The organism is Candidatus Melainabacteria bacterium, from assembly GCA_016193285.1.
Taxonomy (GTDB): Bacteria; Cyanobacteriota; Vampirovibrionia; order 2-02-FULL-35-15; family 2-02-FULL-35-15; genus JACPSL01.
Map to the genome: position 1 here is coordinate 19188 of JACPSL010000029.1, position 23375 is coordinate 42562.

Annotated in this window: 21 protein-coding genes; 15 read left to right on the forward strand and 6 right to left on the reverse strand. The window is 29.6% G+C overall.

Features of this window, described 5'->3' with window-relative positions; translation table 11 throughout:
* Positions 1 to 4: 4 nt before the first annotated feature.
* The 9 genes from HYY52_06145 to HYY52_06185 all read left to right on the forward strand — a co-directional run bounded on the left by HYY52_06145 (position 5) and on the right by HYY52_06185 (position 8806).
* Positions 5 to 979: a flippase-like domain-containing protein gene (locus HYY52_06145; GenBank protein MBI2996272.1), complete on the forward strand. Its 975-nt coding sequence runs from the start codon at positions 5 to 7 to the stop codon at positions 977 to 979.
* Positions 972 to 3020, forward strand: coding sequence for a hypothetical protein (locus HYY52_06150; protein MBI2996273.1), 2049 nt, complete (start codon positions 972 to 974; stop codon positions 3018 to 3020). The genes HYY52_06145 and HYY52_06150 overlap by 8 nt, the downstream gene beginning before the upstream one ends.
* A gap of 74 nt (positions 3021 to 3094) precedes the next feature.
* Positions 3095 to 3301: a type II toxin-antitoxin system HicB family antitoxin gene (locus tag HYY52_06155; GenBank protein ID MBI2996274.1), complete on the forward strand. Its 207-nt coding sequence runs from the start codon at positions 3095 to 3097 to the stop codon at positions 3299 to 3301.
* The gene (locus tag HYY52_06160) at positions 3298 to 3525 is read left to right on the forward strand and encodes a type II toxin-antitoxin system HicA family toxin (GenBank protein ID MBI2996275.1); all 228 of its coding nucleotides are present in this window, start codon (positions 3298 to 3300) and stop codon (positions 3523 to 3525) included. The genes HYY52_06155 and HYY52_06160 overlap by 4 nt, the downstream gene beginning before the upstream one ends.
* Positions 3526 to 3576: 51 nt before the next feature.
* The gene (locus HYY52_06165) at positions 3577 to 4401 is read left to right on the forward strand and encodes a methyltransferase domain-containing protein (protein ID MBI2996276.1); all 825 of its coding nucleotides are present in this window, start codon (positions 3577 to 3579) and stop codon (positions 4399 to 4401) included.
* A gap of 18 nt (positions 4402 to 4419) precedes the next feature.
* Positions 4420 to 5505: a glucose-1-phosphate thymidylyltransferase gene (locus HYY52_06170; GenBank protein ID MBI2996277.1), complete on the forward strand. Its 1086-nt coding sequence runs from the start codon at positions 4420 to 4422 to the stop codon at positions 5503 to 5505.
* A complete protein-coding gene (rfbB, locus tag HYY52_06175) occupies positions 5490 to 6476 on the forward strand; it encodes a dTDP-glucose 4,6-dehydratase (GenBank protein MBI2996278.1) in 987 nt (328 codons plus the stop codon). Before HYY52_06170 ends, rfbB begins: the two co-directional genes overlap by 16 nt.
* A gap of 19 nt (positions 6477 to 6495) precedes the next feature.
* Positions 6496 to 7665: a glycosyltransferase family 4 protein gene (locus HYY52_06180; GenBank protein ID MBI2996279.1), complete on the forward strand. Its 1170-nt coding sequence runs from the start codon at positions 6496 to 6498 to the stop codon at positions 7663 to 7665.
* 31 nt (positions 7666 to 7696) lie between these two features.
* On the forward strand, positions 7697 to 8806 hold the full coding sequence (locus HYY52_06185) for a methyltransferase domain-containing protein (GenBank protein ID MBI2996280.1): 1110 nt from the start codon (positions 7697 to 7699) through the stop codon (positions 8804 to 8806).
* 136 nt (positions 8807 to 8942) lie between these two features.
* On the opposite strand, the gene HYY52_06190 is transcribed toward HYY52_06185, so the two are convergent.
* A complete protein-coding gene (locus HYY52_06190; GenBank protein MBI2996281.1) occupies positions 8943 to 9839 on the reverse strand; it encodes a class I SAM-dependent methyltransferase in 897 nt (298 codons plus the stop codon).
* A 32-nt stretch (positions 9840 to 9871) separates the two neighbouring features.
* Between HYY52_06190 and HYY52_06195 the strand changes: the two genes are divergently transcribed.
* Positions 9872 to 10915, forward strand: a complete 1044-nt coding sequence (locus HYY52_06195) for a methyltransferase domain-containing protein (protein ID MBI2996282.1) — start codon at positions 9872 to 9874, stop codon at positions 10913 to 10915.
* Here the strand turns inward: HYY52_06195 and HYY52_06200 are convergent.
* The 5 genes from HYY52_06200 to HYY52_06220 all read right to left on the reverse strand — a co-directional run bounded on the left by HYY52_06200 (position 10908) and on the right by HYY52_06220 (position 17643).
* Positions 10908 to 12584, reverse strand: coding sequence for a hypothetical protein (locus HYY52_06200; protein ID MBI2996283.1), 1677 nt, complete (start codon positions 12582 to 12584; stop codon positions 10908 to 10910). The genes HYY52_06195 and HYY52_06200 overlap by 8 nt on opposite strands.
* Positions 12584 to 14233, reverse strand: a complete 1650-nt coding sequence (locus HYY52_06205) for a glycosyltransferase family 39 protein (protein ID MBI2996284.1) — start codon at positions 14231 to 14233, stop codon at positions 12584 to 12586. The genes HYY52_06200 and HYY52_06205 overlap by 1 nt, the downstream gene beginning before the upstream one ends.
* Positions 14234 to 14236: 3 nt before the next feature.
* On the reverse strand, positions 14237 to 15871 hold the full coding sequence (locus HYY52_06210; protein MBI2996285.1) for a glycosyltransferase family 39 protein: 1635 nt from the start codon (positions 15869 to 15871) through the stop codon (positions 14237 to 14239).
* Positions 15868 to 16737 (reverse strand): glycosyltransferase family 2 protein, encoded by an 870-nt coding sequence (locus tag HYY52_06215; GenBank protein ID MBI2996286.1) that lies wholly within the window; start codon positions 16735 to 16737, stop codon positions 15868 to 15870. The genes HYY52_06210 and HYY52_06215 overlap by 4 nt, the downstream gene beginning before the upstream one ends.
* A 129-nt stretch (positions 16738 to 16866) precedes the next feature.
* A complete protein-coding gene (locus HYY52_06220) occupies positions 16867 to 17643 on the reverse strand; it encodes a DUF1749 domain-containing protein (GenBank protein MBI2996287.1) in 777 nt (258 codons plus the stop codon).
* A 92-nt stretch (positions 17644 to 17735) separates the two neighbouring features.
* Between HYY52_06220 and HYY52_06225 the strand changes: the two genes are divergently transcribed.
* From HYY52_06225 to HYY52_06245, 5 genes are read left to right on the forward strand one after another with little or no spacing between them, the layout of a single operon-like run.
* Complete coding sequence (locus HYY52_06225; protein MBI2996288.1) at positions 17736 to 18809, forward strand: Gfo/Idh/MocA family oxidoreductase; 1074 nt, start codon at positions 17736 to 17738, stop codon at positions 18807 to 18809.
* Complete coding sequence (locus HYY52_06230; GenBank protein ID MBI2996289.1) at positions 18772 to 20286, forward strand: sulfatase-like hydrolase/transferase; 1515 nt, start codon at positions 18772 to 18774, stop codon at positions 20284 to 20286. The genes HYY52_06225 and HYY52_06230 overlap by 38 nt, the downstream gene beginning before the upstream one ends.
* Positions 20287 to 20294: 8 nt before the next feature.
* Positions 20295 to 21425, forward strand: coding sequence for a DegT/DnrJ/EryC1/StrS family aminotransferase (locus HYY52_06235; GenBank protein ID MBI2996290.1), 1131 nt, complete (start codon positions 20295 to 20297; stop codon positions 21423 to 21425).
* Entirely contained in the window at positions 21422 to 22399 is a 978-nt protein-coding gene (locus tag HYY52_06240) for a glycosyltransferase family 2 protein (GenBank protein ID MBI2996291.1), read from the forward strand. Before HYY52_06235 ends, HYY52_06240 begins: the two co-directional genes overlap by 4 nt.
* Positions 22371 to 23375 carry a polysaccharide deacetylase family protein gene (locus HYY52_06245; protein ID MBI2996292.1) on the forward strand — a complete coding sequence of 335 codons (1005 nt, stop codon included), beginning with the start codon at positions 22371 to 22373 and terminating at the stop codon, positions 23373 to 23375. The genes HYY52_06240 and HYY52_06245 overlap by 29 nt, the downstream gene beginning before the upstream one ends.

Genomic DNA, 23375 nt, shown 5'->3' on the forward strand with positions numbered 1-23375 from the left:
CTCAATGAGAAAAAACATTTTTCTATATGTAAAACTAATCTTACTTATTGTAATTTTTGCGTGGATTTTCAAGGTAGTAAATGTAAATGAAACTATTAAAGTTTTACAAAAAACTAATTTATTCTTTTTCTTACTTGCATTTATAATAAACAATCTATCAAGCATTTTTCTTACAATCAAATGGCACAGGCTAGCAAGCCCGCTTGAAATAAAAAGTGATTTTACAGAACTTTTAAAGCTAAATTATATTTCAATCTTTTACAGCACTTTTATACCAGGACAAGCTTCAGGAGAATTAATCAAAGGAATTAAACTAAGTAAAAAAGAAAAAGCTGTTCAAAAAGTCTGGATACCAATATTCATTGACAAAATAACAAATCTCTTTATGGTTTTTGTCATAGGATTTATTGCAACTTTATCTGATAAAACTTTTAGACAAAACACGGGATTAATTCTTGTAATTTCTTTATTAACTATCCTACTCTTTTTTACAACAATTATTTTATTTAGTGAAAACACAGAAAAAATTGTTTCCATACTTAAGGATTTTATTCTAAGGAGCTTAAGAACTTTTAATTTAAACACAAAATCAATAGAGGAATTCTCTATTACTTACTTTAAAGAATATAAAAAGCATGACTTATTAATGTTAGAGACTTTCTTTTGGAGTTTACTAATCAAGGCACCTCATATTTTTGCATTTTATTTTTTATCTTTAAGTTTAAACATTGACTTAAATTTAATACAAAATGCCTGGCTATTTGCAACTGTTTCACTTGCAACAATACTACCCATAAGCTTTGCAGGACTTGGAGTAAGAGAAGGAATAGTAGTTGCAATTCTCTCAAAAATTGGAATATCAAGCTCAAGTGCTTTAAGTTTATCCTTGCTTATTTTTTTATTAGGTATACTAGCAGCATTAATTGGTGGAATAATTGAGTTATTATCAGATTTTAAACAAAAAACAATAAATGAATAAATATATAAAAGAATATTATTTTTTAATTGTTCCAATCTTAATTACACTAATAGTATATTTGGTTTCTCTCTCTTATCCGCTTAGAAATTTTGATGAGGATGTTTTAATTAAAAATTTCTATGTACCAAAAACTTTAGGGGAATATATTGAAAAGCTTTTTTTAATTCATTTTGGCGGTGCTACAGAAGCACATGGTTTTACTTTTTCTAGTGTTAAAAATATCCATGTAAGCATTTTAGGAATACCACTTTTTTATTTAATTAGTTATTTATTTCATGGGAAAGCTTTTCTTTTTCATTTGTGGGATTTATTCTTACACTGCCTTGCAGTATACTTTTTTACTTGTTTATGTTATAAAATTACTTCAAATAAAAAAATTGCTTTATTTTCAGCACTTGCATGGACATTACATCCAACAAACGTTGAGCCAGTTATATGGGCTACTAATTGGGCTCAATTACTTGGCGGGGCACTTTATTTTTACACATTAAATAAAATTGTTTCAACTCCAACAACAATATTTATTTTGTTTATTACAACAGCTCAAATATTTTTTACTGAACATACAATAACTATTCCACTAGCAATTTTAATAACAGCACTTTATTTTACTAAAGATAAAATTACATCTCTTAAAATAAGTCTTCCTTCATTTGTTGTTGTCTTGTATTGGATTTTACGAAATTTATTAATTGCAAAAAGTCATGCTGAAAACTTAAACACAAACATTATTTTTCTTTCTCCTCAGATTTTTCTTCATGAGTTAAAAATTATTTTCTTTCCAAAAAACTTAAGCATTGATCAGATTGATTTCTTAAATCTTAATGGAAGCCTCACTGGCATAGCTATTTTTATTTCAGTATTGATTTTAAGTTTGTTATTAAAAAACAAATTTAAAAATCTTTCATACGGATTAATTCTTTACATAATAACTCTTTTACCTTTTATACAAATCATTCCTCTTTATTCACTTGTAGCAGAAAGATATAACTATTTTGGATCTGCATTTTTACTTTTTGGAATTGTATCTTTTATCTTTCAGCACAAGTTTAAAAAGGGCAAACACATTGGTTTGCCCTTACTGATTTCTTTGTGTTTGGTCCTGGGGGTAAGGTCATATACAAGGATTCTTGAATGGAAAGATAGTTCTTCTTTATTTCTAAGTACAATTAACACAAGCAAATCACTCTTTAAAAAAGGAATCTGGACTTATAACTTAGCAATTAGTCAGGAAGATAAAAATAAAAAAGAAGATTTATTAAACTTGTCTTCAAATCTCTTGGAATTATTTATACAAAATACACCTTTAGAAAAAAACATTAATCCATTTCTTTTAAAATATGAATTAGATAATAAATCTTTATTTGCAAAAGCAGCTTTAAGAATAGCTACAAATAGCGAAATCTTAAACGAGAAGGATAAACAATTAGAATATTTACTTAAAGCACTAGCTTTTTCAAGGCCAAACTCACAAATTCAAGCAGCTATCTTTAAAGATCTTGGGACATATTACTTTCAAAAAAATAATTTTAACAAAGCAATTGAGTTTTATAACAGAAGTAATTCTATTTCTGAAAACTCTACAATTAATTATGCAATTGCTCTTTGTTACTTAAAGTTAAATGATTTTAATAACTATGAGAAATATTTAAAGAAAGCAGTTTCTGAAATTTCTCCATCAAACGTAGCTCCTTTTAGAACTTACGCACAATTTCTCGAACTAAATAAACATGACTACAAAAATGCTATCAAGTATTATAAAATTGCAACTTTACTTGAAAACAAAGTTGAATCTTATATCTTATTAGCAACTCTTTATCTAAAACAAAATCAAATAAATAATGCCTATAAGATAGTTAAAAGAGGATTACATAGCTTCTCGGATGATCCAACCCTTACTTATCTTGACGGTGCAATTAACTTAAACAAAGGCAATAAGCAAACTGGAATTAAAAAATTAAAAAAAGCAATTGAGCATAAAGATTGTCCAGAAGATATTAGAACTGAGGCTAGTAATATACTTGAAAATATTAAAAAATAAAGTTTTATAGTCTCTGGTTGATTAAAAATTAACCTTGATGTGGTATAAAATAGATTGAGATTAAGGTTAATTTTATGAAACTTAAAATTGTTTTAGAAAAAAGCGATGAAGGTGGTTTTACTGCTTATGTACCGTCATTACCTGGATGTGTTAGTGAAGGTAATTCAGAAGAAGATGCTGTTAAAAACATTCAAGAAGCAATTGAATTGTATCTTGAGCCGGTAGATGATGATTGGATTTTTGATAAAAACAAAAATATAGTAAGAGAAATCTCCTTGTGAAGAAAGTTCCAAGTTTAAATTTCTTTAAAGTAATTAGAGCACTTCAAAGAGCAGGATGGATTGTAGTTCGCCAAAAAGGAAGTCATATCAGGTTACATAAACATACTGCTAGCGAGATTTTAAAACTAACAGTACCTGCTCACAATCCAATTAAAAGATCAACACTTTCACATATTTTGAAGCAAGCAGGTATCAGCCTTGAAGAGTTTGAGAAATATTTGTAGTCTTAAGCTATTCCCATATCGTCAGGATTTCCCTAATGCTAATATAAAAGCATGGTTCTAATTAAAGAAAAAGAAGATATAAAAATAGAAATAAAAAGAGAGAGAGAAAATGCTATTAGGCAAGATAGCAAGATAAGCTTATCCATATTTAACTACTGCTTCTTGGTTTATTTTTATCTCTTAAAAGAAATTAAAAAAAATGCTCATTTTGCAAAAGGAGTATTGCTTGATGTTGGCTGTGGAGCATCACCTTTTAAAGATTATTTCATAAAATATGTGGATAAATATTTAAAACATGAACATCCCGAAGCAGCTAAAGAAAATATTAAATATGATTATTTGTCTGAGTTACCTAAAATCAATGCACCAGATAATTCAATTGATACAATTATTTCATGGTCGGTACTTGAACATGTCTCTGAACCATTTGAGACGATTAAAGAATTCAATAGAATCTTAAAAGCTAATGGAATATTTATAATTTCAGTCCCACAATATTGGCACCTTCATGAAGAACCACATGACTACTTAAGATTCACAAAACACATTTTAAATGAAAAAATTACTAGATTAGGATTTGAAATTGTTTATATGAAAGAAGAAGGAAGGTCCTTTGCAGTTGTTGGTCAGGCATTTTGCAATGCAATGATTTTACTTTTTGATCTTAATCATGTAAAAAACATTTTTAATTTCTTAGGTGGCAAAAAATCAGAAAACATTACAAAAAGCATATTGTATACAATTTACAAATCACCTTTAATTTTGCTATCAATTATCCTTATTCCTGTTATTAACATTGTGTTCCTAATCCTGGACAAACTCCTAGGAAGTCCTAGAGATACAATTGGGTATTTCGTTATAGCTAAGAAAAGATAAGATATAATCTAAGCACTTATGAAAGCAGTGATATTAAGCGGTGGCTCTGGACAAAGACTTGCACCACTTACAAACACAATAACTAAACAACTTTTACCTGTTGCAAACAAACCAACCTTGTTTCACATCTTAGATTTAATTAAAGAGGAAACCCCGATTAAATCTGTTTGTGTAGTAGTAAGTGAAGAATTTGGTCACCAGGTTAAAGAGACAATTCTTAATTCAGAATACAATAAAGATTTTAATTTTGATTTTGTTTTCCAGGATAAACCGTTAGGACTTGCTCATGCAGTTCAAATTACAAATATGCATATAAAGAATGAGCCTTTTCTTATGTTTTTAGGAGATATTTTAATTGACAAAGATGAATTAAAAAATGCATATAACCAATTTATAAAAAACAATCCTGAAAGTTTAGTTTTATTAAAAGAAGTAGAAGATCCAAGACCTTATGGTATTGCAGAAGTAAATAATGGTAAAGTTACAAAATTAATTGAAAAACCACAAAACCCAAAATCAAATCTTTGTTTATCAGGAATTTATTTCTTTAAATCTTCAATCTTTTATGCAATTGCAAACATAAAACCAAGCTATAGAGATGAGCTTGAAATTACTGATGCTGTTGACTTTCAAATTAGTCAAGATAAAGTTATTGAATATTACATAATTAAAAGCTGGTGGTTTGATGTTGGTACCCCAGAAAACTTACTTAAAGGGAATCAAGCTCTTTTAAACAAAATCCAAAATACCATAAAATCAAAACTAAATAATTCTGTAAAAATAAAAGGAAATGTATCTATAGAAGAAAACGTCACTATTGAAGATTCTGAAATTACAGGTCCTGTTATGATTGCAAAGAATTCCACTATTAAAGGATGTAAGATAGACTCTAATGTAAGTCTTGGTAAGAACGTTTATCTAACACATGTACAAATAGAAAACTCAATAATTAGAGAAAATACAAAAATTACAAATCCTTCTGGTATTATTTCAAATAGTGTTTGTGGAAAGAATGTTGAAATGATTTTTAACTCGAAAATCGAAAATCGAAAATCGAAAATCAAGTTCATTATAGGAGACGATACAAAATGCATATCATTGTAACTGGTGGACTAGGTTTTATAGGTTCTAATTTCATTAGACATTTATTGTCTGAAAGTAAGGATGTATTTATTACAAATATTGATGCCCAGACTTATGCAGGAAGATTGGATAACTTAAAAGATATTGAAGGTAAAAAAAACTATCAGTATTTTAAAGGAAATATTCAGGATTATGACTTCATTGAAAATACATTTAAGACCTATAAGCCAGATTGTATAATTAATTTTGCTGCAGAAACGCATGTAGATAGAAGTATAGAAAAATCCCAGCCTTTTATTGAAACTAATATAGTTGGCACACATGTGTTGTTAGAAGTTTCTCTCAAACAAAAATTAAAAAAATATATTCAAATAAGTACTGATGAGGTTTATGGTTCAGTCATGCCACCTGACAAGTTTACTGAAAGCAGTCCTATAAAACCAAATAGTCCTTATTCAGCAAGCAAAGCAGCAGCAGATCACTTGGTAAGAGCATATAACAAAACCTATGGTTTAAATACAACGATCATCAGATGTTCAAATAATTTTGGACCATACCAATTTCCCGAAAAAGTAATTCCATATTTTATTTCATTAGCTCTTGAAAATAAAAAAGTCCCTGTTTATGGTGATGGCTTAAATGTAAGAGACTGGATTTATGTACTAGACTTTTGCAAAGCAATTTCATTAGTCTTAGAAAAAGATAAACCAGGAGAAATTTATAATGTTGGCGGAGACTATGAGTTAACTAATTTAGATTTAACAAAGACACTTCTTAAAAGACTTGGTAAAGGAGAAAATTTAATTAGTTTTGTAGAAGACAGGTTAGGTCATGATCGTAGGTATGCAATGGACTCAAGTAAAATAAAAAAAGAACTTAGTTGGGAAAAGAAATATAGCTTTGAAGAAGCACTGGATAAAACAATAAACTGGTATAAGAATAATAAAGAATGGATTGAGAGAAGAACTAAACAATACAGTGCAGTCAAGTAATAAAAAACTAAATATATTAATGGTCAATTACGAATTCCCACCAATAGGCGGTGGTGGCGGCACAACGACAAGATTTCTAGCAAAATATATAGCTAAGCTTGGAGTTAATGTAGATGTCTTAACTGCAAAGCCATTACTTCAAGACATCTACAATCACCCGGATGGCTTTAAGCTTCATTATGTTGGACCAGTAAAAAAGAAATTAACAACTACTCATATTCCAGAGTTAGCAAGGTTTATGTTAACTACTATTTATTATGCCAAATCAATAATAAAAACAACCATGCCAGATCTTATACATTGTTTTTTTGCAATTCCATCTGGTGCTTTTGGATTACATTGTAAAAAGAAATTTAATATTCCATATATAACATCAGTCTTAGGTGCTGATGTCCCAGGATTTAATATTGGTGACTGGAGACTTAATGTTTATCATGAGTTTACAAAAGGGCTTTCAAAACCAGTCTGGGAAAATTCTAATTTTGTAGTTGCAAATAGTCCTGCCTTAAAAAGTATTTGTAAAAAGTTTTCTCCAAACCAGGAGATCAAAGTAATAACAAATGGTGTTGACGAGGAGATTTTTTATCCTAAACAATTCAATTCCACTAACCCTAATAATAATGTAAATCTTCTTTATGTAAGTCGGTTGACCTTTCAAAAAGGCATCTGGACTTTAATTAAAGCCTGTGGCATTCTTAAAAAAAGAGGAGTTACAAACTACAAACTTACAGTTATTGGTGAGGGTCATCTAAAAGATGAAATGTTTTCACTGATTGACAAATATAAAATAAGCGATAAGGTAAATGTCTTAGGCTGGAAAAGGTTTGAAGAATTACCTGATATTTATAGAAGTGCTGATATTTTTATTTTGCCATCAGTTATGGAGGGTATGGCAAGTGTTACACTACAAGCTATAGCATGCGGCTTGCCAATAATAGTTTCAAGAGTAAAAGGAAATGAAGAAGTACTTGAAGAAGGATACAATGGCTTAAGTGCTGAGTATAACAATGCTCTTGATTTTGCTAGTGCAATTGAAAAATTAATTAAGCAGCCTGAATTAAGACAGAAAATGTCTAAAAACAGTATTCAAAAATCAAAACAATTTTTATGGGAAACTATTGCTAAACAATATTTAGAACTTTATGAGAAAAGTGTTTATAGTAAAACTTTAGAGGAAGTTATTGTTTAATTTTTTTAATCGTTAAAACAATAGGCATGTAATGAAAAGAGATTATATTAATTTATTAAGATGTATAAAATGCAGAGGACCGCTTAATTTATCCGAGGATCATCATTATAAAATAAGGCATAACAAGATAGAATTGGGAGTATTGTCTTGTTCGCAATGCGGCTCCCTTTATCCCATAATGAATGGCATTGGCGTATTTTTCCCAAATAAACTTTTAAGATATTATCTTAATGAAAAAGAAAAAGAAACATGTTGTCAACTAGGTTTAAAATATGAATTTTTAAAGAACGAACTTAATAAAATAGAGAGAAAGCAATTGGACGTGGCAAAAAACTGGAGTTATGAATGGAATGAAGTATACAATTATTCGAAAGAGGATCTTGATAAGGATGATTTTTTTGGAGAAAATTCATTTTTTAAATTTATTCCCATTACGCCAGCAGATTTTAGTGATAAAGTTGTTGTAATCTGGTGTGGCGGCAAGGGTAGGGAGTCCTATCACATATCTAAATATAAACCTCGATTAATCGTTGTTAATGAAATCGGTGATGAGATTTACGGTATAAATGCAATACTTCCAGAAAATGCCGAACCCTTATTAATTCGCTGCGATATGACAAATAATCCTCTTATGGATGGCTTTGCTGATTATTCTATATGTGACCATGCGCTGCAACATGTGTCAGATCACCGATTGGGTTTTAAGAAGATTTTAGATGCTCTTAAGCCGGGTGGAATTATAGCAATTAATGTATATAGTTATGAAAATAATTTTTTGATGACCCATATCATTGAACCTTTGAAATTTATTTTTCATAGATTCCCTCTTAAAATACAGCAAAATATTGCTAGATTGCCAGCAGTCATTATCTTCGTTTTGATACGTTTTATTTATATCCCTGCTAAGAAGATATTCCCTAAGCAAGTTTGCGAGAAATTACCCTTGTTCGAGCATATGATGTTTTGGTCGAAGAGTTCATTTAAGTTTTTTTGTATGACTTGCTTTGACTTAATCCATGCTCCCATATCACATCATTTTAGAAAGTTTGAGATTCAAGAAATGGCCAAGTCAAACAAAGTTATTATATCGGAACTGACAAACACACATAGTACAACATGGACATTGATAGGCAAGAAATGAAATATAGAGGAAAATCAGCTTAGGTTTGTAAACTAAAGTTTTTTGTAGGCCGAAGAATCATCTGTTTGCCATCTACTTGGGTCGAAAATGAGGTTTATTCAAAACTTTGTCAAACTTGCGTTAAATAAAGAAACGGCTACTGTTTGATCTTTTTAATTGTAAGCACAATAGGCGTATACATCTCAAACTTATTTAATACATTTGCAATTACTGATGCAATTTTTAATTTCTGCATCAAATTAACAATTGGCCTTATTTTTTGTAGTGATGCCCAGTCTGAGTAATTTCCTGTTTCTAAGCGCTTTTTAAATACATCCTTTCCCCATCCTAAAACTTCAATTTGATCTTTAAATGACTTGATTATATTTCTTAGATAAAAAGGGCTTATTAATTGAAGGGTATCAATATAGGCTGGATTTTTGCCAAGAAGTTTGGCATATAATTTCCCAAAAGTTTTATTTGTTATACAAGGCCAAAAAATTGCATAGTGCCCTTCCCAAAAAGAAAAATAATTAGGAATTACAAACTGCAAATAACCTCCTGGTTTTAAAACTCTAATCGACTCGGATAAAACTTTTTTTGGATCCTGTACATGCTCTAAAACATTTGTAGAATAAATTAAATCAAAACTATCACTTGGAAAAGGAAGAGCTTCTGCAAGTCCACGTACAACAATATCCTTAGGCAAGTTATATTCACTTAAAAGGCTAGACGAGATTTCATTAAACGGGGAAAACTCATCCTCTGAAGGCTCAATTCCATAAGATTCAATCTCATATTTAGTTCTTGCAGTAATTAAGAAAGTACCAACACCAGCACCAATTTCTAATAACTTTTTTCCTTTAAAATCATATTTTTCTTTTTTGTTAATAACAGTTTTAAACAATTCAAGTTGTTCAACAGCTCTGTCAATTGATAAAAACTCAGAAGCAATAGCTTGTGTATTCAAGTCAAGAAGTTTGCTAGTAGTTTCATTTAAAGCACTTGCAAGTTTTTCAACAATTTGTGAATCCTTTGAAATTAGTGTAAGCATTATTTACCAGAATATTATATGATTATTCACACATGAAAGAAAGAGTCATTCAATATCTTAGCTGTCCTGCTTGTAAAGCAGATATTGAGCTATTAAAAAGCAATTCTTGTGATTCAACAGGACACATTATTGAAGGCAAGTTACAGTGTACTTCCTGTAAAGCAATCTATCCAATTATAAAAGGAGTCCCTTGTTTTAGTTTAAGTTTAAAAGATAAGACTGTAGATCAAAACAGAAAAAACTTTGGAGATGAGTGGAATTATTTTACAAATACTATTGATGAAGGTCTTGCTAAGAATGAGCTAGATAGTTATTTTCATCCTTTTGTTGATTACAAAGACTTAGACAGTAAGACTATTTTAGATGCTGGTTGCGGTGGCGGTAGACTTTGTTATATAGTTTCAAAAAAAACAAAAGCAAAAGAAATAATAGGAGTTGATTTATCAAGTGCTGTATTTACTGCTTTTAAAAACACAAAACATTTAGACAACGCAACAATCATTCAAGCTGATATAAACAAACTACCTTTTAAAAAAAGTTTTACTTTTGATTTTATATATTCAGTTGGAGTCTTGCACCATTTACCAAATCCAAAACATGGTTTTACTTCTCTTACTAAAAATTTAAGAGAAAATGGAGAACTGTTAGTGTGGGTATATGGCAAAGAAGGTAATTTTCTTTATATAACTTTTGCAGATCCTTTAAGAAAATATATAACTTCTAAGCTGCCTTTTAAAGTTAATTTACTGCTTTCTTTCCTAATATCAGTAATTGTTTGGTTAATAATTCGGTTAATATATTTCCCTGTAAATAAAGTTTTGGGACTCAATAACACAAATAAAATTCTTCCTATGAATGAATACTTTGATTATTTTAGAAAAAGAGGGTTTAAGGATTTTTGGAGAACAGTTTTTGACAAAATGGTACCAACCATTTCTTACTATATTTCAAAAGATGAATTTGAAGATTGGTTTAAAACAAATAGCTTACAATTTAAGACATACTTTAGAAATGGTCATAGTTGGACTGGGATTGGATTAAAAAGAGATTCAATGGTTAGTTTAAAAGTTAATTAGTTAGAGCTCTATTAAACTTATAAACAACGACACGGGCTTTTTCACTATATCCATAAAGATTATATTTCCCATCCAATATAGGTTCACCTTTAATTATTTTTTCTTTATTATTTTGTAAGATCCAATCTGTCGGTCTTAAAAATAAAAATTCAATGGGCTCAGGTAATATCTTATTAACCTGGAGAAGCTGTGCATCTGTAGCATCTTTAAATATTTGTCTGGTTGGATATGAAACAAATGTAGTATGAGTTCCATCATTATAGTAAATAAATTTGGGTCTTGCACCTCCAATAAACGTCTCAATAAGTTTTGCCTTTTCTCTAGCCGGCACATGATAGTAATCTTCATTATATAAATAATGAATCAGGGTTGATAAGAAAAGTGGCACATAAAGAAAAACTATAAACAATAATAAAATAGCTTGAGAATCAATTGGATGAGAATTATAAAATGGTTTTATATATTCTAAATTTGTCTTAAATATTAACCACAAACAACATAAATACACTGGCAAATAGTAAGTGTTATAACGCCAGATATTACTATGATAAGACTTAAATAAAACAATAAAAATTAAGTTGAAACTTACAATCATTACTAATACAAAACCAACAAAAACTTTACTAACTGGTGAAAATTTACCCCAAGATACAAATGAAAGTATAATCATCAAAAAAAGCAAAAAGTAATATATTCCATCAAAAACGAAATATCCAGTTGTGTTTAGTATTTCTCCAGTATATGGGAAAAAATTTGTTGGGTAAATAAAATATGGACCTACAATTTGCTGAAAAAAATAAATTATATTCTTTAAAAAGTTATTAGGAAAATCATTAAAATATCCACCTAAGAAATCTGCATATTGTTGGGAAATTTCTTGCTCAGGAGAAAAATTCATCATTGGTGCTACTGGTAAAAAAATATATTTCTGGAGAATGAAATAAAGTAAAGCAAATGTACCATAAGCAAGTAAAATAAAAACAGGCAGTGAGATTTTAGTAGCTAGTTCTTTTCCAGTAATTTTAGAATTATAAGCAAGAAAAATAAAAACAAGTCCTCCAAAAAATACTCCTATAAAAAGACTTTTATACAACCACAAAACTAAAAACAGCAAGGCAAACTTCAAAACAGTAAAATAAGTAAACCTACCAAATGCATAATCTCTTAAAACTAAATAAACAAAAAATAAAATTAAAAAACACCCGAATTGTTCCATCATCCCTGTATCACAATTTTTTAAAATGCCAGGGCAAAACAAATAAGACATTGAGACTAGAAAAGAAAGTTTGTGATTATTTTCTGAAAGCAAAAGAAAAGTAAAATAAATCAATATACAGACTCCAAGTGCTGCAAACCAAGTAGAAAAATAAGCAACTTGCTGAGAGACTCCAAACAATTTAAAAAAAACAGCTATGTAAGCTGCATGAATAGGATAGTTAATTAGGTTTGTAGGATATCCATATTTTAATAAACCCATTATTGTATATGCTCTTGAACCAAAATCAAAATCCTGTGCTATTCCCCTAGCAACTGACATATAAGCAATTTCATCCCATCCAAGTTTCTGTTCAAATGCAAATTGAAAAACCAAATATGCCGCTAGCCAGATAAAAGCTATAAGACAAGTATAACCAATTTTATTCTTCATCTCAGAATTTATTTTCATCATTAATTATTCCTATTATACTTATAAGCAATGACTTGTGTATCTTGGTCAGCACCATAAAAAGTATATAGGCCACCAATTATTGGTTGTGAAGTTAGAATTTTTCTCCGGTTTTCTGTAAACAATAAATTCTGCGGCTGTATAAAAAGATACTCAATTGGTTTAGGTAACAGTTTATTTAATCTTTTTATTTTTTCATTATTTGCTTCCATAACTATAATCCTAGTAGGAAAATAATCCCAGGATGTATGTGTACCATTATTAAAATATACAAACATTGGACTTGATTCACCAACAAATTTTCGTATAACTTTAGAGTAAACATGTGCAGTATTAGAATAAAAATCCTTTCTCCATTCCTCAGCTCTAATATCTGCATAATAAAACGGAATATAAACAAAAACAATTAGTGGTAATAAAGCTGTTAAAAATTGTTTTTTATATTTTACTAAATAGTCTTCAATCAAAACAACGAAAGAAATCAGCAATAATGTAAGATAAAGCAGATTATATCTACAATACAAATTTAAACCGCTTGTTGCCATAATAATAAAAATCGCATTAAAAGATACTATAGAAATCAAAGAAAATAAAATAAATATTTTTTTTATTAAATCAATCTTCCTCCAACGGAAAATTAAAACAAAACCTGTATAAAAGAAAAAAAGAGAGAACATCCCAAACTCAATCCATGTAGGAGAGATTGCAGAAAATGCTTCACCACTAGGGTAAAAATTAAGCCTTAGCATAGGGAAATAATGCTTAATTACTGTAGTATAAAAACTATGTAAGTTTGATATAGCAATATTTACAGGATCTCTAAAAAAACCACCTGCAAAATCCGAATAAATACCTTCATCAATTTGCTTTTTATGAAAACTCATCATTGGAGCAAGTGGTAAAAAGATACATTTAGTAAAAATAAAATAAAGCAATCCGCTTAAGAAAATATATGTAACAAGAGATAAAGAAAAAGGAATACTCTTCTTTATCTTCCAAGTAGCAAGTTTAAAAGTATAAGCTAGATAAATGAGTAATAAAAAACCAAATGTAATTCCGATAAAAAGGCTTTTAAATAAAAAAAGCAAAATTGTTGCAAAAGCTAAAAACATAGGATTAACTTTTTTTTCTTTAAGGTCTTTAAAAATAAAATAAACAAGTACCGATATTAAAGCAACACTAGGAATTTCCATCATTGCTGAATCACAATATTCTGTAATCCGGGGTAAAAATAAAAAAGAGATTCCTACAAGAGATGATAGAAATCTTTTATCTGTAAGCACAAATATCGTTTTATATATAAATATGCATGCAATAAGTCCACAAAGCCATGTTGAAAAATAAGCAACTTTAAGTGAAGTCCCAAAAAGTTTAAAAAAAACTGCTAAATACGTAGAATAAACAGGATAGTGGTGAGTATGTTGAGGGAATGGGTGTTTAAGCAATCCTTCTACACTATTAAATCTACTGCTAAAGTCAAAATTGGCTGCTATACCTTTTGCTGTAGCTAAATAACTAACCTCATCCCATCCTAACTTTTGATCAAAACCAAATTGACATACTACATACGTAACGAACCAAATGAAAACTATAAGTCCGATATAAACTAAAGAGTTGGTTCTATTATTAGGGCAGGTTTTTTCTTTTGTCATAAATTAACTTACTAATCTATAAATCACTGTTTTAGTCTCCTCGTCAAAAGCATATAAATAATATTTGTTATCTATTATTGGTTTCCCTTGTAAAATTAAGTCTTTATTTTCCATGAATAATTTATGTTCTGGTTTAATAAATAAATATTCAATTGGCCTAGGTACTCTTAAATTTATTTTTCTTACCTCATCACTAGAAATATCCATAACAATTACTCTTGTTGGAAATGAATCCCAAGCAGTATGCGTTCCAGCATGAATCTGGATAAACATTGGATTTGAATTACCAATGTATTTTTTAACAAGTTCTGAATTTTTATGAGCAATGTTATGATAAAGCGCTTTGTTCCACACAGCAACTTTAAGAGAAGCAATCCAAAAAGGGATATAAACAAATACAACAAAAAGTACAATTAGAAAAATACAACCTTTTTTATATTCTCTATAAAACGAAAGGAAACTACTCCTAATAGTCCAAAGAACGATTGCAATAGATATTAAAAGCAAAGGTAAATAAACCATGTTATATCTGCAACGAACACCTATTTGTGTATCTGCTATAAGATTAAAAATTAAATTAAAAAAGAAAATCGAACTTGTTGTATAAAGAATAAATATTTTATGTATAGGAAGTAATTTTTTCCAAAAAATAAATAAGAAAGAAACTAAACAAAAATAAAAGAAGAAGAAAAGACCAAATTCACACCAGCTAGGAGATGAATTATAAAAACCCTCTACATCAGATATCAAAACTACAGGAAAAGACGGAAAGTAATGTAAAACCACATTCCCATAAAAGCTTTTTATGTTTATAAGTAAGTTAGTTACTGGGTCATGGAAAAAACCTCCAAGAAAATCAGCATATACTCCTAAATCCTCCTGCCTTTTATTAAAGTTCATCATTGGAGCAAGAGGTAAGAAAACAAACTTGGTAAAAATAAAATACAAAAGATTAGTTAAACAAAAAAAAATTGAAATCGCTAGAGAGAAAGAGGATTTTGTTTTAATTTCAAGTTTACATAATTTACTATATGCAAGTATTATTAAAAAGAACAGTCCAAAAACAGCTCCTATAAATAAACTCTTAAACAAGAACAACCATATTGCAGAAATAGAAATTAATAATGAGTTGACTTTGCCTTTTGCCAAATCCTTAAAAATGAAGTATGTAAAAATTGATATTAAAGCACAGCCCGGGATTTCCATCATTGCTGAATCACAATAATCAAGCACCCTTGGTAAAAATAAAAACAAGACGGAAGTACATAATGACAAGACATAGTTATTTTCTGTTATTAGTAAAACTATCCGGTAAATAAAAATACACGTGATTAAAGCAGCAAGCCAGGTAGAGAAATAAGCCACTTGAATAGAAGTACCAAATAACTTAAAAAAAATTGCTAAATACACAGAGTAAACAGGATAATGATGGGTATGCTGCGGGAAACCATATTTAATCAATCCTAAAGGTGTATTAAACCTACTGCTAAAATCAAAATTTTCTGCAATTCCCTTAGCTGTCGATAAATAACTAACTTCATCCCAACCAATTTCCTGATCCAAGACAATAGTACAAAAAATATAAGCACCAAGCCATATTAAAAAAAGCAAAAGGGGATATTTAATTTTAGCTATCATCTAATATCCTTTTTCTTAAGTAAAAAAGCAATTAAGCCTAGCGAAAAAGTATACAGTGCAATTCCTTGTAAAATCATAAAACCTATTATCCCAAATGAACTGCTTAAAAGATTAGTAAAAATCGGGATAAGCAAAATGACAAAACCTAAAATACTAATCAGGGAAGAAATTAGTAAGAAAATTTTAATTGGGTTATACAAGGTAATTGTTTCAGAAAGGATTTGTGCCGATCTTAAAATATCTCTTAGATACTTTACTTTAGATTTGCCAATTCTAGGTCTATATTCAACGGGGAAATAAAAAACAGATAACCCCTCTAAAATAAAGATCAAAGTAGTAGAAAGAGAAAAAGAAAATCCCGCAGAAGTATTAGGTAAGTATTTTAGAATTACATCTCGTCTAAAAACTCTAAGTCCTGAATTTACATCTAAAATTTTTTCACCTGCAACAAATTGAGCTAATTGCTTAAAAAAGAATCTAGAGAGCTTTTTTAAAAATGGATCAAATGTTTTTAAATTCTGTCTTTTACCAATAACTAAGTCATAGCCTTCTTCAAGCTTTTTAACCATTAGTAAAATTGATTCAATTGGATAAGTACCATCAGCATCAGTTATTACAATAATTTCTCCAGTTGCAGCTATAATACCTTTTTTTAATGAGTATCCATAACCTTTGTTATAAGGATTTCTAACAAGTTTTATATCTTTTCTGTTTTTTAAAATCTCATAAGTACCATCAAAAGAACCATCATCTACAATTACTATTTCATGAAGTGCTTTCCCAAGCAAAAAGTTTATTTCATCTATTGTTTGCTCAATAGCCCCTCTTTCGTTAAAACATGGTATTACAAGTGAAATTTTTTCCATAACTCTTAAAAACCACAATAGACTTGTTGGGAAATTAAATGTGCAAGAAATAATTTTCTAACAGATTTAAGTTTTCAAGTTGTAATTATGTCATGCAGCCTTCCTGTAATCAATAGCAAAGAACTTTAGTTACTTAAGAAAGCTAATAACTTCTTTCTGAAATATCTCCGCAATATCAGTAAAATTGTGATCAGTACTTACCTTGATTAATTTCTTATTCATTAACTTTAGCTTAAGTTTTTTGTAATAGTTCTCTATTTGTGGAGGAGGAACGTGTGTATCTTTTATACCTTCTATTAAAATAACTTCTGCATCGTTTTTTATCATTGATGTTTGATTTATAGGTGATGAATACTTAATAATATTCTGTTTACTGCTTTTATACTTATCAAAGTAACGATTCAAATATGACGAAATATTTTCCCTCTTAGTCTTTGCAAGAGTATACTCAAAATCTGTTACAGGAAAACATGCAAGTGCCCCCACTAATTTGTTTCTTAGCTCTTTGTCTGCATAATTCAATACATTTAAGACAATAGAACCACCAAATGATGCTCCTATTAAATATATTTTTCGTGTATTGAACTTGCTTGCAACTATTTTAATATTTTTAACAATATCGTTAATTTCTTCTGGACCTGCACCATAATTTTCATCGCTTATATGAAACGCAATAAAAATAAGATCTTTTCTATATACCTCTTTGTGTTCAACAATATCTAGTCCACCATAGATAAAAGGGGGAAGAATAAAACCCTCATGAGTACCCAAGCCGTGAAAGTAAAATACCAAATCTACAGGATTATTATTCCTTAAGATTTCATTACTTACATGAATAAGGGTATCAGTTGCTTTTGCATTTACTAATGAAATGGAAATTATATACAAAAAGATCAACAACAACATTTTAGATTTAATACAACTTGTTTGCATAAGTACAGTATAGCTTTCAGTTGGACTATGCTGATCGTGCATGACATGCTAAAATCTTTATATTTATGACAGCTAAACACCATAAAATAAAAGTTGCACTAATTGGTCTTGGTTATTGGGGTCCAAAACTATTAAATGCTCTAATACAAAATTCATCTGTCAGTGTCAAGTATATTTGTGATTTAAAAAAAGAAAAAGTTCAGACCTATTTAAATATTTATCCAAATCTAAAAGGTGCAGAAAATATAGATGAAATTATTAATGATAAAGAAGTAGATGCAGTAGCAATAGCAACTCCTACTTCTACTCATCACCAGTTAGCTAAATGTTCTTTAGAAGGAGGAAAACATGTACTGATTGAAAAACCAATAACTGAAAACTCAAAGCAAGCACTAGAATTATGTCTTTTAGCTGAATCAAAAAAACTTATATTAATGGTGGATCATATTTATCTTTTTAACGGTGCAACTTTAAAAATAAAAGAACTAATCAATGAGGGTACACTTGGAAATCTTTATTACTTGGATGCTGTAAGGGTAAATCTTGGGTTATTTCAACATGACTCAAATGTAATCTGGGATCTTGGCCCGCATGATATATCAATAATTGACTTTTTAGTTGATAAATCACCAAAATCAGTTATTGCAGTAGGTACAAGCCATGTTCAACCATACAAAAATGGTAAGCAGTTTGAAGAAGTAGCTTACATTACTCTTCTCTATGACAACAATTTTGTTGCACATCTTCATTTGAACTGGCTATCTCCTGTAAAAGTAAGAAAAATCTTAATTAGCGGTGATAAAAAAATGGTTATTTGGAATGACCTTCTACCTGATGAAAAAGTAAAAGTCTATGATCATGGCTTAGAAATAATTGAGGAACAACAAAAATATGAAGCACTTGTAAATTACAGGTTAGGAGATATATTAACTCCAGCAATTGATAGACAGGAGCCATTAAAAAAATTAGTCTCGAGTTTTGTAAAATCTATAATCAATGGAGAATGTAAGGTTAGTAATGGTTATTCTGGTTATAGAGTTATAAGCATCATTGAAGCCTGCCAAAAGTCAATTGATTGTGGTTTTAGGGAGGTAAAGCTGGATGAAGTTCAAAAGGATCCTGCACTTATCAATAGATGATTTACGATTTGATAGCTTAAGTATCTCACCAAATAAAAGTTATTTGACTAAGTATGGACTTGACAGTATTCAAGATACTCCTAACATGGATTATTTTGTTAAAGGTGGCATGCTTTTTACAGCTGCTTATACATCTGCTCCTTTTACTCCACCATCACATGCAAGCATGTTAACAGGCACTTACCAGAACCAACATAGCATAAGACCATTTCTTGGCACTACACTGAGTCAAAAAGTAAAAACCTTATTTGAAATTTTAAATCTTCAAGACTTTTATACAATTGCTGCAATAGATTTTAAAGATATTTTTGAACTAAATGAAATACTTAGAGGTTCTAAAAAAATAATTACTCGAAACGATGATGATGTCATTAAGTTACTAATAGAAAAAAAAGATGAAAGTACTTACTTGTTTATGCATATAGGTGATATTCACCCACCTTATGGAGAATCTTTTTTTCCACCCGATGAAAATTATAATGAGGTTTTTTGCAAAGATTATGAAGAGCTTGCAAGGTGCCTAAACATTAGCCTTGAGCCATTTAGAGCAGGCAATAATAAAATTATAAGAGAGAATTTAATTGCTCTTAGCAATAAAGTCAGAATACACTGTGAAGAAAATATGATTTCTGACATCATACAGTTCCCCAGATATTTAAATGGGATTAATAAATTTGACAAAGGAAGATTTAACAAACTAGTTCAAAATTTAAAAGCCAACAATTTAATTGACTTAAATACGTTAATAGTTATCACTTCAGACCATGGCCAGGCAATCATTCCACAGCACAAAATGGCTCTTTCAAGAACCCATAAACCAATTATGAAATTTGATCATGGCGAAACTGTTATAGAAGAAATTATTAGAGTTCCTCTTATTTTCTACTCACCTTCAATAAGTCCAAAAGAGCATTTTACAAATGACATTGTCAGTATTGTAGATATCACTCCTACAATTTTAGATTTTTTAAACATCAGTCAAGAAAATTATTTTGATGGTATTTCCTTAAAATCTACTATTTTAAAAAATGAAAGACAAAAAACAAGAACAATATATGCAGAAGCATGGTTCCATAATAGAAGAGAGCTAAGTAATTACTTAAAAAGAGCTTCCGAATCTGGACACATGCCACAAGACAAGTACAATACTTTCTTGTTTCAGCAGACAGTTTTAAAAGATAATTTTAAACTTGTAAGAACAAATCAAACGGAAGATAGTTATGAAGTTAAAGATGAACTATTTAACATAACACAAGATCCTTTTGAATCATTTGATCTTCTTAGAGCTATTAAGCTACCAAAATACTTAAGACCATGGGAAACTATTAAATACTCTTATGAGGAACTTAAAAACGAATTATACAAATATAGCGTTACACAAGAACAAGAAATTGACTCTCATAACGTTTATAAAACAAAAGAAGAAATAAAATTAATTGAAGAAAGACTAGCTGCTCTTGGCTATATTGAACAATAGATCACACCATGAAAATAATCACAATAGAAATTCCAATTTCAAAACCATACTTTTCAAACAATGAGATACTGGCACTTGCTGAACCTATTAAATCGGGACAAGTAACTCAAGGAAAAGAAATTGAAAAATTTGAAAAAGAATTACAATCTGTTTGTAGTTGTACTTTTGCAGTTGCAGTAAACTCTGGAACTAGTGCACTACAGCTAAGTTTACTTTCACATAATATTGGAGCTGAAGATGAAGTAATTTGTCCATCGTATAGTTTTATTGCTACAGCAAATTCAATTAAAACTACCGGTGCAACACCTGTTTTTACTGATGTAGACATGCATACTTACAATATGACTACAGAGTTAACAGAGTCACTCATTACAAAAAAAACTAAAGCAATAATGCTAGTACACCAATTCGGAAGTCCACTAGACTTGGATGGATTTAAAAACTTAGCAAAAAAATATAATTTGCTTTTAATTCAAGATGCTGCCTGTGCTATTGGTTCTTTGTATAAAAATCATCCGGTATGTACCTGGGGTGATACCTCATGCCTAAGTTTTCATCCACGCAAAATAATAACTACTGGCGAAGGTGGGGCAATTTTAACAAACGATACAAAAATAAATGAAAAAGTCAGAGAACTTAGATCACATGGAAGAAAAATAGACAGTGTTAAAGAAGAATACAATTCTTTTGGATTTAACTACAGAATGAGTGAATTAAATGCAGTCATTGGAAACATGCAAATCAAAAAGCTTAATGAGATCCTAGAAAAAAGGACTAAAATTGCTAATAATTATCTAATTGAACTATCAAAATATAAAAATAAATTTGGGCTTCCAAAATATCTCCCGGACTCAAGACCCAATTATCAGACTTTTCAAATTAGAATCCTAGAAGGAAAGCTAAAAAGAGAGCACCTAATGAAATTTCTTAAAGATCATGGGATTGATACAAGAAGTGGAATCCCTCCGATACATAAACAAAATTGCTACTCTAATCTCTCTGAGTATAGCAATACTAAGTTGTCAAACACTGAACTTCTGTATGAGCAGGGATTATGTCTACCGATTTTCCCTTCCCTAGAAGAAAATGAACAAGAGTATATATTAGACAAACTTATTAAAGGTATTGAACAGATATGAAGATATCTATAATAACACCTATATATAATGAGGGAGAAAACATAGAGGCTTTCTATGAAAGAATTCAAGATGTCTTTAAGCAGTTACAAAAAGAAACCAATAGAGAATTTACAAAAGAGATTGTCTTTATAGATGATGGTAGTACTGATAGTTCATTTGACAAAATAAAAAATTTGTCGAAAGAAAATCTGGATATTAGAGGGATTTCGTTAAGCAGAAACTATGGCAGTCATACTGCTATTTGTGCTGGTCTTTTAAAAGCTACTGGTGATGCTGCAGTAATTATTGCTTGTGATCTCCAAGATCCACCAGAGTTAATTATTGACTTTGTTAAAAAATGGCTTAAGGGTTCACAAATTGTCTGGGGAAAAAGAACAAAATACGAAACAAGTTTTTTAAGAAGTTGCATAAATAAAGTCTTTTATACACTGGTTAAGAAATATGCTATTAAAACCTATCCGACTATGGGCACTGGATCTTTTTGCTTAATCGACAGAAAAATAATTGATAATTTAAACAAGCATCCAGAGCATAATAGAATTACATTTGGTTTAATTGCATATCAGGGTTTTAAACAAGAATACATTGAATATGAAAGATTAAAAAGACAAAGAGGTAATTCTGGCTGGACCACAAGCAAGCTTATAAAAGCAGGACTTGATACTTTTCTTTCATTTTCTTATTTCCCTGTAAGATTTATGAGTTTAGTAGGGATAATTACATTTGTACTTAGTATATTAGGAGTATTGTACACACTATGGTGCTGGTTAGTTGTGGGAGTAAAAGTACCAGGATGGACAACAATAATAATTTTATTGTTCATATTTCATGGTATTCAATTCTTAATGCTTGGGATACTTGGTGAATACATCTGGAGGGTATCTGACGAAGTAAAGAATAGGCCTTTGTTTTTTATACAAGAGGAAACAACAAATACAAGTCATTATGTTAGAGACAAAGTACAGACTTTCTAAAGAAGATGAAAATTTAATTCTTTCATCACTTGAAGGTAATTATAATAAGCTTAAGTTTATTAAAGGTTTTAACTATCAAACCTTTTTACCACCTAATCTAAGAAGTATTATAAGAAGACTTCTTGGTATCACTAACTTCAAACAAAAAAGATTGATTAATGATTTTGAATTAACTAATTCAATTGACTATAAATCAATCTATAAGCCAGACAACATCTGGCCTTCAGGTAAAACATGTGCTTTTATTTCAACTCACGACATCGATTCAAAATTTGGACAAGAGTTTTTAAAAAACTTTACCCTGATTGAAAAGAAACTAGGAGTAACATCAACCAACTTTTGGGTTACACACCTATATGAATTAAATCATCCGTTTTTAAAGGAATTACAAAAAGAAGGATTTGAGATTGCACTTCATGATTATAATCACGATGGAAGACTTACTATGCTTTCAAAAGATGAGATAAGAAAGAGACTTGAGTTATCAAAAGATTTTATAAATAAATATTCTGTGAAAGGCATTAGATCTCCAGGATTCTTAAGATCAAAAAACTTTTATCACACAATTAAAGAGTATTTCTCTTACGATATGAGCGTTATAGACTTTAGTTATTTATTCCCATTTTCTGGAGATGGTTGCAGAACCTCATTACCATTTTATTTAGATAATTTGCTAATAATGCCGACTTCACTACTTCGGGATGGAGAAGCTATTGCAATAAGATTAAAACCAAAAGAAATTTTAAGTTTCTGGATTAATAAATACAACTGGTTAAAATCAAAGAGTTGCTTAATTGTTCTTCTAACTCACCCAGATCAAGGGTTTTCAGGAAATAAGGAAATGCTATCAGTATATAAAGAATTTTTGGAACACATAACAAGTGATAACACTTGTTGGATTACAACTGCAGCTAATGTAAGTAATCATTTAAAAGAAAAAAAAGAGAAGCTCATACAACTTACACTAGGAGAATAA